This window comes from Streptomyces sp. NPDC004610, assembly GCF_040609715.1.
Taxonomy (GTDB): domain Bacteria; phylum Actinomycetota; class Actinomycetes; order Streptomycetales; family Streptomycetaceae; genus Streptomyces.
The window spans coordinates 25,781-39,819 of the sequence record NZ_JBEXLA010000020.1; the positions used below are offsets into that span (position 1 = coordinate 25,781).

The window sequence follows — 14,039 nt, forward strand, 5'->3', positions numbered from 1 at the left end:
AGCCGGGCGTGATCACGCGACCAGGGCGCGCACCGCGGTGTCGAGCAGGGCCAGATGGGTCCGGACGTCGGCCTCGGAGGTCTCCGGGCACATCAGCGCCATGTTGTGGAAGGGGGTCAGCAGGACGCCCCGGTTGAGCAGGAAGAGATGCAGACAGTCCTCCAGTTCGGCGTCGGTCGCCCGCTGCGAGGAGGTGCCGTTCAGCGGTGCCGGTGCCATGAAGCGGTACTCGGCACGGGCACCGAGGCGGGTCACCGACCAGGGCAGCCGGTGGGCGTGGATGATCCGCTCCACACCGGCCGTGTACCGGGTGGCGAGTGCGGACATGTGCGCGTAGGCGGCCGGGGTGAGTACCTCGGTGAGGGTGGCGCGGGCGGCGGCGAGGGAGAGCGCGTTGCCCGCGAGGGTGCCGCCGACTCCGCCCGTGTCCACCAGGTCCAGGTCCGCTCTGGCCCACAGCTCCTCGGCGAGCGGTTCGCTCAGCCCGTACGCCCCGATCGGGATGCCGCCGCCGATCGCCTTGCCGATGGTCACGATGTCCGGTTCGAGCCCCCAGGCGCCGGTACAGCCGCCGGGTCCGGCCGAGACGGTGTGGGTCTCGTCGTTGATGAGCAGCACACCGGCGCGGCGGGTCAGTTCGCGTACGCCGTCGAGGTAGCCCGCCTCGGGCAGGACGATGCCCATGTTGGTGAGCGCCGGCTCCATCAGGAGCGCCGCGACATCCCCGTACGAGAGTTCCCGCTCCAGCGCTTCGAGGTCGTTGAACTCGACGACCCGGCTGGTCGTCGTGGGGTCGACGGGGGCGCCCACGTTGCCGGGCCGGGAGCGCGGGCCGTCGGGGCCGGTGACGACGAACGACTCGTCCACGCTGCCGTGGTAGCCGTAGCTGTTGACCAGGATCCTGGGCCGGCCGGTGAACGCGCGGGAGAGCCGCAGCGCCCAGCGGTTGGCGTCGGTCGCGGAGAGGGCGAAGCTCCAGCGGGACACCCCGAACCGGCGGGCCAGTTCCTCCGCGACGACCGCCGCGTCCTCGGTGGGCATCATCGTCGTCGCGCCGCCGAGTTCGCCGTACCGGCGGGCGACTGCGGCGACGGTCGGTGCCGGGGAGTGCCCGGCCATCGCTCCGGTGTCGCCGAGGCAGAAGTCGATGAGTTCATGGCCGTCGAGGTCGACGACCGTCGCTCCGGCGGCCTGTCGCAGATAGAGCGGGAAGCCCGCCGCGTTCTTCGCCATCCAGGTCATCGGCACACCGCCGAGCAGATGGTCCGCTTTCTGGTGGGCGGTACGGGAGCGGGGGTTGCGGTCGCGGTAGGTGCGGCGTTCCTCCGCGAGCAGGGCGGAGAGCCGGGTGCGGTCCACCGGGTTCATAGGGTTCGTATGGTTTGCAGGGCTTGCAGGGCTTGCAGGGTTCATCGCCGTCACCTCATTTCCGTCGTTCATGTCGTTCGCGTCGTTCATGTCGTTCCGCGGATCCGGGCGGTCTCCGTCGTGTCCACCGCGCCGGTGTCGTCCAGTGCCACCCGGTAGATCCGCCGGGCGCGGTCCGCGCTGATCCAGCCCTCGCGGATGTCCAGGGCCACGGCGTCGGGGTCGCGGGTGTCCGGCGGGCCGTATCCGCCGCCGCCGCTGGTGCGGGCGACCAGCCGCTCGCCCTGCGCCACCCGTACCGGGCCGCAGATGTCCAGATCGCTGAGGTGTCCGTCGTGGTGCCGCAGTTGCTGGGCCGAGCGCGCGCCGGGCAGTCCGCCGCGGGCGCCGCTCATCGGATGGACGGATCCGTCGTTGGCGTACACCGCCTCCAGGTCGCCGCCGACCGGGCCGTACTCGACGGTGAGTCCGGGGGCGCCGCGCATCCGTCCCGCGCCCTCGGTGTCCTGGGCGAGCCTGCGCTCATGGATGACCAGCGGCTGCTTCAGCTCGTCGATCTCGACGCTGTCGAGCAGCAGGGTGCCGCCGCTGCCGAGGTCGTCCATCGTCAGCCAGCCGTCGCTGAACGGGCCGGCCGCTCCCCCGTTGGTGCCGGTGAAGATCTGGTTGACGAACGGTTCGGCGCCCCCGCCGCGCCGGTCGACACCGGAGACGACCGCCTCCGACGGGGACATTCCGGTGCCGACCTCGGCCATGCCGATCCCGTCGCCGAGATCGGCGAAGGCGCGCTGGACGATGTTGCCGAGCCGGTTGGCGAGGTTGGTCGTCGCGACCGAGCAGCTCACCGGGTGCCGTGGAATGCCCACCACGCAGTTCTCCCGCAGTCGCACCCGCACTCTGCGGAAACTGCCCTGGTTGTGCGGAACGGTGTGGTCGATGCTGTTGAACACCCCGATCAGCGCGGCCGTGCGGGAGGACGCCTCACTGAGGTTCAGTCCGCTGGGCACACAGTCGGGGTTGTCCCGCAGATCGACGTCGATCACGCCGCCGACGGGATCGACGCGGACCTTCGCGCCGATGGTGACGCCGTCCGGCACCCCGGGGAACGGGTCGTGCCGGGTCGTCACGGTCGTCTCGCCCGCCGGGAGGGCGGCGATGGCCGCCGCCATGCGGGACTCGCCGTAGTCGAGCCAATCGTGGGCGAAGGAGTCGAGCGCGTCCCAGCCGACCTCCTCGGCGAGGCGCAGCAACGACTGTTCCCCGATCCGGGCGCTGCCCAGGACGGCGAGATAGTCGCCGCGCCACTGGTGCGGGACGCGGATGCGCATCTCGCACATGCGCAGGATGTCCGTACGGTCGGTGTAGTCCTCCTGGACGCGCACGACGGGGAAGATCAGCGCGCCCTCCTCGTAGACGTCCCTGGCGCCGGCCATGTACGTCGTCGGTACGGAGTTGCCGCAGTCCGCCTGGTGGGCCTTGGCGAGCACGGTGAACCGGTGGACGCCCGCGTCGTCCACGACGGGCACCAGGATGGAGTGATCGGCGGCGTGGGTGTTGCCGTGGTAGGGCGAGTTGTGGAGGAACGCGTCGCCCGCGCGCAGTTCGGGATGGAACTCCAGCAGGGAGCGGGCCTGGAGGTCGGGGCCGCCCATCACATGGATCGGCGGGCTCTGGCCGGTCATCAGCACCCCGCCGTCGGCGGTCAGCACACAGCAGGAGAAGTCCCGCGCGGTGTTGAGCACACCCGAACGGCCGCTGCGGGCGAGGGTGTTGGACATCCGGCGGACGATCGCCTCGAATCGGTGGGCCAGGACGGCGAGCCGGGCCCCGTCCCGTACCCCGGCCACGTTCCGTGGGGCGCTCTGCTCCGTGGTCATCTCGTCTCCTCCCGCCGGCCGGAACCGGTCCGTTGTTCCGCGCCGGACGGCTGTTGCGTGCCGGACGGCCGCTCCGGGCTGGTCGGCTGTTGCGCGCCGGACGACCGTTCCGGGCCGGACGGCTGATCCGCGCCGGACGACCCTTCCGCGCCGGACGGCTGATCCGCACCGGACGACCCTTCCGCACCGGACGACCCTTCCGCGCCGGACGGCCGTTCCGCTCGGGTCCGCTCGGTGGATTCCTTCGCCGGGTGGATGACCAGGGAACCGGAGGCGCTGATCCCGCCGGTGCTGTTGTCGGCGACGACCACCGTGGTGAAGGGCGACTCGATGAGCACGGGGCCCTGGAGGACCTCGCCGGGGGCGATGCCCGACAGGGGCCGTACCGGAATGCCGGTCATGCCCCGGCCGGGCACATAGGCCCGCCGCACTCCGGCGGGGGCGGCCTCCCCGGGCCGGGCGGTCAGCACGCCGGTACGGTCGGCCAGCGGCACCCTGGCCCTGGCGCCCCAGCTGACCACCTCGACCGGTGAATCCTCGTCCGTGATGCCGAGGATGCGCTGGTGGACGGCGTGGAAGTCGGCCTCGAAGTCCCTGACGGCGTCCGCCGTGGCGAAGGACTCGCCGCGCAGGGGCACCTCCAGCTCCCAGATCTGCTGCGGGTACCGCGCCTCCGCGAACAGGGTGACGGTCATCTCCGCCGGGTCCGCGCCCACATGTGCGGCGAACTCGCCGCACCGCGCCAGCAGGGCGGCCAGCGCCGCGTTCACCCGGTCCGCCTCGAAGGCGCTGGTCACCGCCGGGACCGTCGCCGTGTACACCGCCCGCAGATCGGACATCAGCGCCCCGGACGCGGCGAGCGCCGCGCCGACGGCCGGAACCACCAGGGTGCGGCAGCCGAGCCGCTGTGCGACCGCCGCCGCGTTGAGCCCGGCGGCGCCACCGCCGCCGACGAGGACCGCCCGGGACGGGTCGATGCCCTGCTGGAGGGTGATCTCCTCGATCGCCCGGACCATGTGCTCGGTGGTGAGTTCGAGTACGGCGTGGGCCGCGGCGACCGGTTCGACACCGAGCGGCCGGGCGACATCGGTGGTGATCGCCGCGAGCGCCGCCTCCGGATCGAGCACCATGGCGCCGCTGGAGAAGGACGCCGGGTCCAGATACCCCAGTACGAGGGCGGCGTCGGTCACCGTGGCACGGGCACCGCCGCGCCCGTAACAGGCCGGGCCCGGCACCGAACCCGCGCTCGCCGGGCCGACGTGCAGCAGGCCGCCGGGGTCCACCCAGGCGATGCTGCCGCCGCCCGCGCCGACGCTCTTGACGTCGATCGACGGCAGCCCGGTCATATGTCCGGTGATCTCGCCGCCGACCCAGGCCGACCGGGTGGCGGGTATCTCGCCGTCGCGGACGAGGGTGACGTCGTAGGTGGTGCCCCCCGCGTCGGCGACGATCACCGTGCCCGCGCCGAGGTCCGCGGCGGCGTACGCGCGGCCCGCTACGGGGGCCATCGACGGACCCGAGTTGATGGTCAGCACCGGCTTCTCGGCCGCGTCCCGGACATCCATCACCCCGCCGATGGAGGTGACCATCAGGATCCGGCCGGTGAGCCCGGCAGCACGCAGCCGCCCGGTCAGGCCCTCGGTGTACCGGGACATCAGTGGTTTGAGCGAGGCGTCGATCGCGGCGGACGAGGCCCGCCGGTACTCCCGCAGCGACGGGTTCAGCGCGTGGGAGAGGGTGTGGGGGACACCGGGCAGGCGTTCTCGCAGCACCTCGGCGACCGCGAGTTCGTGCGCCGGGTTCACCGTCGCCCACAGCAGGCACACGGCCACGGCCTCGACCTCGGCGGCGGCGAGGCGGTCGCAGATCCGGCCGAGCCCGTCGTGGTCGAGCGGGCGCAGGATCTCCCCCGAGGCGGTGATGCGCTCCGGCACCTCGAAGGTGAGGGAGCGGGGCACATAGGGCTCGGGGAACGGGACGGTGAAGTCGAAGGGGTCCGGCCGTCCGCCCTCGCGCAGCAGGAGCACATCGGGGTGGCCCTCGGTGGTGAGGAACGCGGTCCTCGCGGTGGTGCCGGTGAGTACGGCGTTGAGTCCGCGGGTCGTGGCGTGGACGAACGTCCCGACGTGGGCGAGGAATCGCTCCAGGGTCAGTCCATCGGCCTCGGCCGCCCTGGTGAGGACAGTCAGGATGCCGCGTACCGGATCGTCCGGCACGGTCGGCGACTTGAACAGCCGCAGCTCGCCGTTCTGCTCGACGACGAGGTCGGTGAAGGTGCCGCCGATGTCGACGGACACCCGGGTGGCCGGGCCGGGGGCGCTCACGGGCGGTTCCCTTTCGCGGGCAGGGGCGCCGGGACGGGCCCGGGGCGGGTCGCTGGGCGCGGCCGGGCGGCCGGGCGGGCCGAGTCGGCCGGGGCGGCCGGGCGGAACAGGGCGGCCGGATGGGCCGAGTCGGCCGAGTCGGCCGGGTGGGCCGGATGGGCCGAGTCGGCCCTCGGGGGGCGGGTCCGCCCGGGGGCCGGGGAGGGATGAGGGTGGTCGGCGCACATGGTCGGTCTCCGCTTCTCGGTGCTCATGCTCAGAAGCCGTAACTGGACACGGGTTCGCGGGACGCCTCGGCAGGCGTCCCCTCCAGCGGGGGCGCGGACGCCGCGCACTCCCGCAGATCCCGCAGGAAGTCCGCGATCCGGCCGTCGTTGTGCGGCATGGGGACGACGACGAGGCTCACCGGCCCCGGCACGGCCCGTGCCGCGAACATCCAGCCTCGGCGCCGTAGTTGCTCGGCGGCGGGCCGCAGATCGAGGGTCCGGGAGTGGATGAGGGTCATATTGATCCGCGACCCCGGGTGGACGTCGAGACCGGGCACGGCCTCCGCCCCGGCCACGAGTTCGTCGCGCATCGCCATGGACTTCAGTGACACCGCCGTGTAGCCCGGTTCGCCGAGCAGCTTCGCCATCGCCCAGGCGCCCGCGATGGGCCCCGCGCCCCGGGTGCCGGACATGGTGCCGTTGGGCGGACAGATCTCCTTCGCGGACGCGAGCAGTGACGCGTCCCGGAAGAGCAGTGTTCCGGCGGGCGGCGGGGCCATGCCGTTCTTGTGCAGATCGGCGCTGATCGAGCAGACCCCGGGGACCCGGAAGTCCCAGGCGGGGATGGCGGTGTCATAGCCGGAGCGCTCCAGGAACGGCAGGATGAAGCCGCCGAACGCCCCGTCGACATGCAGATACAGCCCATGGCGCTCGGCGATCGCACCCATCTCCGCGATCGGGTCCACACTGCCGTACGCCCAGGTCCCGGCCGTCGCGATGAGGGCGATCGTGTCGGGGCGGACGGCGGCCTCGACGGCCTCCGGATCGACCTGGTCCAGCCGGCCCCGGGGGGCGGGCACCACGATGGGGTCGAGGTCGAACATCCGGCAGAGCTTGTGCAGCGAGTAGTGGCCGTTGTCCGGGAAGACCACACTTCCGCCACGGCGTCCGGCCCGCTGCTTCGCGGTGAGGATCGCGCACATATTGGACTCGGAGCCGCCCGAGGTGATGAAGCCGGCCGGCGCCGCGGCGCCCATCAGCCCGCCCAGCCACCCGACGACCTCCGCCTCCATCTCCCGCGCCCCGCCGCCGGTGATCCAGGTCTCGCCGTGGACGAAGCGGAGGTACACCCCGACCGACGCCTCGCGCACGGCGTCGCCCCAGGGGAGTTCGGGTGTGGTGATCAGATGGGGGCCCTCGTCGAAGAGGTTGCGGGGCATCTCCGGAAAGCGGGAGACCTCCTCCAGCCGGCGGAGTTCGGCTTCGAACCGGTGCGGGTCGACGCCGCTGGGGAATGTGGTCATGTCGGGTCCTCGTGCTCGCTCTCGAACGGGGTTGGATGTCCGGTCCGCCGGTGAGGCGCGCGCCGCCGGTGTCCTCGGTCGCCGGGCGCGGGGCGGATGTGCCGGTGGGCTACTGCGCGGTGAACCCGCCGTCGACGGCGAGGCTGGCGCCGTACACGTACGACGAGGCGTCCGAGGCGAGATAGACCACCGCCGGACTGATGTCGGCGACCTCGCCCACCCGGCCCGCCGGGGTCGTCGCCACGATCTCCTTCTCCAGCTCCGGGGTGATGAGTCCGGCGTTGATGGGGGTGTGCACATTGCCGGGGGCCACCGCGTTGACCCGGATGCCGGCCGGTGCCAGCTCGGTGGCGAGCGCCTTGACCATCAGTTCCACCGCGCCTTTGGAGGCGCAGTAGGCCGAGTCGTCGGGCGAGCCGACCCGGCCGGACATCGAGGAGACGAAGATGACGGAGGCGCCCCGCGTCAGATGCGGACGGGAGGCCCGGGTGAGCCGGAACGGCGCGCGGACATTGGTCGCCCACTGTCCGTCGAACATCTCGTCCGTGGTGTCCGTCAGCGATGCCTGGGTGTAGACGCCCGCGGAGTGCACCAGGACGTCGAGCCGCCCGAACCGCTCGATCGCCGCCTCGACGACCCGGCGCGGGGCGTCGTCCTCGCGGAGATCGACGGCGACCGTCAGATGCGCGGCTCCGCTCAGGGCGACGGCAGCCGCGGCGGCGGTCAGCCGGTCGGCGGAGCGGCCCACGAGGACGACGTCGCAGCCGGCGGCGCCGAGGGCCCGCGCGATCTCGGCGCCGATGCCCGAACTCGCGCCCGTGACGACGGCTGTTCTGCCGTGCAGGCCGAACGGGTGGGGTGGCGTGGTCGGTGCCCCCGCGGGGTGCGAAGACGAAGACATGGCCAGTCCTTTCAGAGGGGTACGGGTTCCGGGTCGAGGTCGGGCTCCTCGGCCGCCGCCGCGATGTCGTGCCGCAGATGTCCGCGGCCACGGAGGAAGAGCAGCCCGGCGGCGAAGGCCGAGAAGGCCACGGCGCAGGTGATCGCGGTCCGGGGTCCGAACGAGTCGGAGATGAATCCGGCGAAGACGGAGCCGAAGAAGCCGCCCATCAGGAAGGTGAAGACGGGCAGGAACGCGAACGCCTGGGCCCGCAGCCGGTGCGGTGAGACCGCCGCGACCAGCGGACCGACACACACCAGGGCGATCCCCACGCACATCGAGGCCAGGACGTAGGCGATGAGCATCAGCCAGGCGGGCCCCAGCCAGATCCCGCCGCAGGTGATGACGCCGTACCCGAGGATCGAGCCGCCCGCGATGAGCACGGTCGTCTCCGGCGTCCGCCGGAACACCCGGTCGAAGTAGTGGCCGCCGATCACCATGGCGCCGATCACGGGCAACTGGGTGAGCGAGAAGATCACTCCGCGTTCGAAGGCGTCGAAGTGGTACTCGTCGCCCAGCAGCAGGGACATCTGGACCGGCACGGTGAACAGGGCCAGCCCGAGGACACCGATGCCCAGGCACATGTAGAGGAACGTCCTGACCCTCATCATCTGCCGGAAGCCGTGGAGGATCCCGACAGGGTGCTCCTCCCGCGCCGGACCGGTTCCGTCGCCGTCGGTGGCGGGCCGGCCGGCCCCGTGGCGCCGCGGTTCCTTCAGGAAGACGGCCGCGGCGATCGCCAGCAGCGCGTACGGCACGGCCAGTCCGATGTACGCCCAGCGCCAGGATGTGCCGCCGTCGTCCGCGACACCGGCCAGCGATCCGGCGAGTGCGGGTCCGACGGCCTGGCCGATCGGGGTGGCCGTCGCGTGCAGGGAGTAGATCCGGCCGCGTCCCTCGACGGGGTAGGCGTCGGCGATCAGCGAGCCGAAGACCGGGTTGGAGTACGCCGCGGCCAGGCCGGTGAAGGCGTAGGCGGCGAAGAGGTGCCAGACGTTCTGGGCGAGCCCGGCGCCGATCAGGGAGAGGGTTCCCACGATGGCTGAGATCACGACGAGGTTCTTGCGGTTGACCCGGCCGGCCAGCCAGGCCATGGGTATCCCGCCCAGGACCAGGGCGACTCCGGTGAACCCGGCGGTGGCGACGAACGCGGCGTCGGAGATGCCGAAGGTGTTGCGGATGTCCGGGGCGAGGGTGCTGGTCGCCTCACGGCTCAGCTGTTCCATCACGACGAGGGGCACGGCCAGCAGGCAGATGCTCCACCCGCCGCGCCGGAGCGTGTCGCGCAGCCGCAGTCCGGCGGGGTCGACGGCGCCGGGGGCGATGGCGCTGGGGGCGGCCGGGCCGGGGTCGACCGAGCCGGGGCCCGGGACGTCGTCCGCCGGGTGCTCGGTCACCTCGCGACGGCCCTCGACGGCCCCCGCGGGCGGTCGGGGTGCGGGTCGGGCGCCGGGCGCGGCGACCCGGGGAAGGGGTTCGGACATGGGCGTACTCCCTGAAGGGTCCCTGGACGGGGGGAAGAAGTGAGGAGGGGGACGCGGGGAGTGGGGGGAGAGCACCCTCCCGGCGGGGGCACACGGCGCAGGTCCGGGAAGCCGGAGCCTGGGGCCGGCGGTGGGCGTGGGCCCTGGGGGTCGGCGGCGGGCGTGGGCCTTGGGGCCGGGGACGGGCCTTGGGGCCGAGGGCGGACCCTGGGTCGGGGACGGACCCTGGGGCCGAGGACGGAGCCTGGGGCCGAGGACGGAGCCTGGGGCCGAGGACGGAGCCGGAGCGGAGGACGGACCCTAGGGCCGGGGACGGACCCTGGAGCCGGGGAGGACGGGACTGGAGCGGAGGGCGGACCCTGGGGCCGGGGACGGACCCTCGGGCCGGGGAGGGCGGGGCCGGAGCGGAGGGGAAGGGCCCCGGGGCGGGGCGCTAGAGCCGCCCGTCCAGCCAGTCGAAGGTGAACTCCGCGGCGGTGGCGGTCCCGCCGTTCTGGCAGTGCAGCTGCGCGGTGCTGTCCTCGTCGAACAGCATGAATTCCTTGGGGCAGGTCAGCGCGTCGTACAGCAACTCCGCCTGACCGGTGGAGAACCGCTCCTCCGCGCCGTCCATCACCAGGGTCTCGCACTCGATCCCGGCCGCGACGTCGGTGAGATCGCAGGCGTCGAACGCCTGGAACAGTTCGTACGGTGTCGTGGTTCCGTGCTTCCACCCCGAGTCACGCAGGAACCACTCCGCGAGCGGCAGCTCGGCGCCCAGTGACGCGACGGCCCCGTTGAACACCTCGGGCCCGCCGGCCAGCGCGTCGCCGAGCGCGTCGGGGAGCCCGGACCGGATGGCGTCCCCCCAGTGCAGTACGCCCGGGTTGGCGACGCACACCTTGAGTCTCTTCTCGAAGGCGGCGGCGCGGGGCGCGAGATAGCCGCCGAAGCTCAGTCCCATCAGACCGATACGGTCCGGGGCCACTCCGTCGAGGGTGACGGCGGTGTCCACGATCGGTGTGACGACCTTCTCCCAGTCGTACCGGAACGGCAGCTTGTTGAGCCGCAGGCTCAGTCCCTGGCCGGGGCACTGCACGGACAGACAGTGGTAGCCGCGCCGGATGGCACCGTCGTAGACCCAGCGGGTGTCCTCCGGCCAGGCGTCCCGGCCCTGGAAGAAGATCAGCAGCGGCGCGGGGCCCTTGGCCACCGGACTGCGGTAGAGATACGAGAAGAGGAAGCTGCCCTCGTACGGTATGCGCACGAACTCCCCGGGATACCCCGACAGCGCGAGATAGCGGTCGTAGCAGTCGTAGCTGCTGATCGCGTGCTCGCGGACCCGGGGATCCTCCGGGTGGCTGAAGTGCATCAGCGAGGCCCGCCAGTAGGTGGCGGCACGCAGATAGGCGTCGCCCGCGGAGACGTTCCGGCCACGCTTCTCCGCTGCCTCGGCGCGCTGCTGGAGCATATGGGCACGGTCACCCCATGCCTCGATCCAGCTCTCCTCGTCGTCGACGCGTATCCGCCGGGCGACCTCAAGGCACTCGCCCAGATCCGACATGCCGAAGAACATCATGCTCAGCTGATGCTTGATCTGGTCGTCCATCACTTCGCTGGCGATGAACTGGTGCGAAGTCCAGCGGGGTCCGGCAATCAGCTGGTTCGGCCATGCTTCGGTATGGGTGGACACAGCTTTTCTCCTCGTTGTCGTGCGGGTCCCGGAAGAACCCGCGAGGGCTTTCGGCCTCATTGCGCGATGAGCCCTCGGGCTATCGGGCCAACCGGCCATCGAGCTATCGACCTATCGGCCCATCGAACTATCGGGGCTATCGGGGCTATCGGGTGTTCAGCACGGGCGGGAGGCGTCCGGCCCAGGGGCGGGCGGCTTCCAATTGGGCGGCCAGCCGGTACAGCAGCCCCTCGTCGCCGTAGGGGCCGACGAAATGGGTTCCCACCGGGACACCGGCCGAATTCCAGAAAAGAGGCACGGACATCGCGGGCTGCCCGGTGACGTTGATGAGCACCGTGAACGGCAGAAAGGCGGCGGAGGCACGCAGTCCGCGCGTCGGGTCCTCCGGCGGCGAGGTGAAGAAGCCGAGCGGCGGCGCGGGCGCCCCCGCGGTGGGCGTCAGCCAGACGTCGTACGGCTCCTGAAAGGCGGCCAGCCCGTCACAGAGCGTCTGCAACTCGGCGAGGGCGTCGAAGTAGGCCGCCAGTCCGGTGGCCTCGGACCGGCCGTTCTGGATCATCGCCCAGGTGCCGGCCTCGAAGTCCTCTTCACGGGCCGCCCGGCCGAGGGTCCGCTCCATCCGCGCCACGTCCCAGGCGAGCCCGGCCGATGACACCGCGCTGAACGCGCTCCCGAACCTCGCGGCGTCCAGTCCGGGCGTGCCCTCCTCGACATGGTGTCCGAGATCCTCGCAGAGGCGGGCCGCGTCCTCGACAGCCGCGAGGCAGTCGGGATGGAGCGGCGAGCCGGTGGGTGACCGGCGGCTGAAGACGATCCGCAGCCGCCCCGGATCGCGTCCGGTCTCCTCCAGATACGGCCGCTCGGGCCGCGGCGCCCGGTACGGGTCCCCGGGCAGGGGCCCGGCGGTGGCGTCGAGCAGGGCGGCGCAGTCGCGCACGCTCAGGGTCACCGCGTGTTCGCTGAGCACGGCGATCCGGGGGGAGAGTCCGGCCCTGCGGCGGGCCGAGGAGATCCGGAGCCGGGTGGGCTTCATCCCGAACACCCCGCAGTTCCCGGCCGGAACCCGGATCGATCCCCCGCTGTCGCTGGCGTTGGCCATGGGCACCATCCGCGCGGCGACGGCCGCCGCCGCGCCACCGCTCGACCCGCCCGCCGACAGCGCGGTGTCCCAGGGGTTGCGGGTGGGCCCGTGCAGTTCGGGTTCCGTGGTGGGCAGGAGTCCGAACTCGGGCAGATTCGTCTTGCCGCACACCACGAGACCGGCGGCCTTGTAGCGGCGGGTGAGTTCACCGTCCTCGGTGGGCACGTAATCCGCGAGGAATCTGCTCGCGGAGGTCATCGGCACCCCGGCGTACCCCACTCCGCCGCCGTCCTTCAGCAGAAAGGGAACTCCGGTGAAAGGCCCTTCGGGTAGCGCTCCGGAGGCGGTCGAACGCGCTTCGTCATACATGGTGTGAATGACGGCGTTAATCTCTGGATTGGTCCGGTCAATACGCTCGATGGCGGCTTCCAGCAGATCCTTCGGCGATACCTGCCCGCTACGGATCAACTCTGCCTGACCCAGCGCGTCGAACTCGGATGGATCGCTCATAGGGCGGTCACTTCCCCCCTACCCGAAAGTAGTTAAATCCTTTAACCATGCCGGGAGCATGCCTTGTCGCCCGGCGATCCCGCAAGGGGTGGGGCGGGGGAATCTGCGATGCACGGGGCACCACCGGGAGGCGTCCGCCGCCGCCGCGGGGAATCCGCGCCTACGGGAAGCGGCACTTTCGCCGCGCTCGGCGAGGGTGTTGGTGCCGTGGTGGAGCGGGGGGGGCGACCGGGTCCTGCGGGGTGCAGAGGGACCACTGGCCCGACGGGGCCCGGTTAGGCGTTGGGTGTCCTGCCGTCGGCCGGTGGGGGTTTCGTCGAGGAGGACAGTACGGGGCGCACGACACATCCCGCGATTGGATTGCACACAACTCAGCTGTGTGGAGATCCAGTTCACATCCCCGAATACTGGATGGACTACTGCTTCCCCCGAAGAACCCCGCCCGGCCGGCCGATCCCGCAGAGGCCGGCCACCCGCTTCTGGCCCGAGGTCCTGGTCCACGTCAGCATGGGCGTCGGCGTCAGCACGGTGGTGATGCGCGCCCAGGACTTCCACTCCCGTCCGGGCCTGGCCTTCGTCCCGCTGCACGACGCCCCACCGATCGACTACGGCTTCCTGCGGCCCCGCACCGGCCTGAACCCGGTCGCCTCGACCTGCCTCGACATCGTCCACGAGCTCGCCACGCCCATCCGCTGACAGGGCATGTCGAAATCGACTTCGCAGGGCTGACCTGGTGAGGACTTCTCAGGGGTGGTGCGGTCCGAAGGAGATGTACAGAACGGCTGCGGTCACAGCGGCGACGGCGAGGACGGTCCGGCTGCGGAGGATCGATGTCATGGTGCGTATGCGCCGGTTCGATGCGTAGTTCTGGGAGATTGCCGCGGTGGCCGCGTAGTGCGCGGCGATGCGGGTGGCAGCGAGCCCTGCGGTCAGGGACACGGTGATCAGGATGACGCTGTGCAGCAGTGTGGCGGCCCATCCGCCGAGGGGGCTGATCAGGTAGAGGACTCCGATGAGCGTGGAGAGGACAAGCCACCCGAAGCCGGTGGCTCCCATGAACGATTCGATACGGCTCCACTCGTCGCTGGTCTTGGTGGAAAGCCGTCCTGGCTTTGCCCTGACGCGCTTCCAGGCAGCCGCGAGTTCTTCGGTTCCCGACTGGTCGGCAGGCTCGTAGAACCTGTCGCCGATACGGTCCAGGAGCCAGGACGCGAACGCATCGGCCGTGGCCGCCAGATCAGGGATACGCCTCTGTGGGCGGATGGGCATGAGG

At 71.7% G+C, this 14,039-nt stretch carries 10 protein-coding genes; 1 reads left to right on the forward strand and 9 read right to left on the reverse strand.

The genetic code is table 11. The features are described from left to right. Positions 1–12: 12 nt before the first annotated feature. The 8 genes from ABZX40_RS22395 to ABZX40_RS22430 all read right to left on the reverse strand — a co-directional run bounded on the left by ABZX40_RS22395 (position 13) and on the right by ABZX40_RS22430 (position 12,766). The gene (locus ABZX40_RS22395) at positions 13–1,368 is read right to left on the reverse strand and encodes a transaminase (protein ID WP_355741137.1); all 1,356 of its coding nucleotides are present in this window, start codon (positions 1,366–1,368) and stop codon (positions 13–15) included. Positions 1,369–1,454: 86 nt separating this feature from the next. Then, positions 1,455–3,245, reverse strand: a complete 1,791-nt coding sequence (locus tag ABZX40_RS22400; RefSeq protein WP_355741135.1) for a hydantoinase B/oxoprolinase family protein — start codon at positions 3,243–3,245, stop codon at positions 1,455–1,457. Next, positions 3,242–5,569 (reverse strand): hydantoinase/oxoprolinase family protein, encoded by a 2,328-nt coding sequence (locus ABZX40_RS22405; RefSeq protein ID WP_355741133.1) that lies wholly within the window; start codon positions 5,567–5,569, stop codon positions 3,242–3,244. The genes ABZX40_RS22400 and ABZX40_RS22405 overlap by 4 nt, the downstream gene beginning before the upstream one ends. A 256-nt stretch (positions 5,570–5,825) precedes the next feature. Further along, positions 5,826–7,079 carry an aminotransferase class V-fold PLP-dependent enzyme gene (locus ABZX40_RS22410; protein WP_355741131.1) on the reverse strand — a complete coding sequence of 418 codons (1,254 nt, stop codon included), beginning with the start codon at positions 7,077–7,079 and terminating at the stop codon, positions 5,826–5,828. 109 nt (positions 7,080–7,188) lie between these two features. After that, entirely contained in the window at positions 7,189–7,980 is a 792-nt protein-coding gene (locus ABZX40_RS22415; protein ID WP_355741129.1) for an SDR family oxidoreductase, read from the reverse strand. Between the two features lie 11 nt (positions 7,981–7,991). Continuing rightward, the gene (locus ABZX40_RS22420; RefSeq protein WP_355741127.1) at positions 7,992–9,503 is read right to left on the reverse strand and encodes an MFS transporter; all 1,512 of its coding nucleotides are present in this window, start codon (positions 9,501–9,503) and stop codon (positions 7,992–7,994) included. Between the two features lie 433 nt (positions 9,504–9,936). Beyond that, complete coding sequence (locus tag ABZX40_RS22425) at positions 9,937–11,175, reverse strand: alpha/beta fold hydrolase (protein WP_355741126.1); 1,239 nt, start codon at positions 11,173–11,175, stop codon at positions 9,937–9,939. A 145-nt stretch (positions 11,176–11,320) separates the two neighbouring features. Continuing rightward, positions 11,321–12,766, reverse strand: coding sequence for an amidase (locus tag ABZX40_RS22430; protein WP_355741124.1), 1,446 nt, complete (start codon positions 12,764–12,766; stop codon positions 11,321–11,323). Positions 12,767–13,177: 411 nt separating this feature from the next. Here ABZX40_RS22430 and ABZX40_RS22435 point away from each other — a divergent pair, with 411 nt between their 5' ends. Then, positions 13,178–13,462 carry a hypothetical protein gene (locus ABZX40_RS22435; protein ID WP_355741122.1) on the forward strand — a complete coding sequence of 95 codons (285 nt, stop codon included), beginning with the start codon at positions 13,178–13,180 and terminating at the stop codon, positions 13,460–13,462. Between the two features lie 48 nt (positions 13,463–13,510). Here the strand turns inward: ABZX40_RS22435 and ABZX40_RS22440 are convergent, their stop codons facing one another. Further along, positions 13,511–14,035, reverse strand: a complete 525-nt coding sequence (locus tag ABZX40_RS22440; protein ID WP_355741121.1) for a hypothetical protein — start codon at positions 14,033–14,035, stop codon at positions 13,511–13,513. Positions 14,036–14,039: the final 4 nt, after the last annotated feature.

Excerpts from the sequence above, each read along its gene's own strand:
- ABZX40_RS22415 (WP_355741129.1), bottom strand. The coding sequence starts at position 7,980 with ATGTCTTCGTCTTCGCACCCCGCGGGGGCACCGACCACGCCACCCCAC.
- ABZX40_RS22395 (WP_355741137.1), bottom strand. The coding sequence starts at position 1,368 with ATGAACCCGGTGGACCGCACCCGGCTCTCCGCCCTGCTCGCGGAGGAA.
- ABZX40_RS22435 (WP_355741122.1), top strand. The coding sequence starts at position 13,178 with ATGGACTACTGCTTCCCCCGAAGAACCCCGCCCGGCCGGCCGATCCCG.
- ABZX40_RS22440 (WP_355741121.1), bottom strand. The coding sequence starts at position 14,035 with ATGCCCATCCGCCCACAGAGGCGTATCCCTGATCTGGCGGCCACGGCC.
- ABZX40_RS22410 (WP_355741131.1), bottom strand. The coding sequence starts at position 7,079 with ATGACCACATTCCCCAGCGGCGTCGACCCGCACCGGTTCGAAGCCGAA.
- ABZX40_RS22430 (WP_355741124.1), bottom strand. The coding sequence starts at position 12,766 with ATGAGCGATCCATCCGAGTTCGACGCGCTGGGTCAGGCAGAGTTGATC.
- ABZX40_RS22420 (WP_355741127.1), bottom strand. The coding sequence starts at position 9,503 with ATGTCCGAACCCCTTCCCCGGGTCGCCGCGCCCGGCGCCCGACCCGCA.
- ABZX40_RS22400 (WP_355741135.1), bottom strand. The coding sequence starts at position 3,245 with ATGACCACGGAGCAGAGCGCCCCACGGAACGTGGCCGGGGTACGGGAC.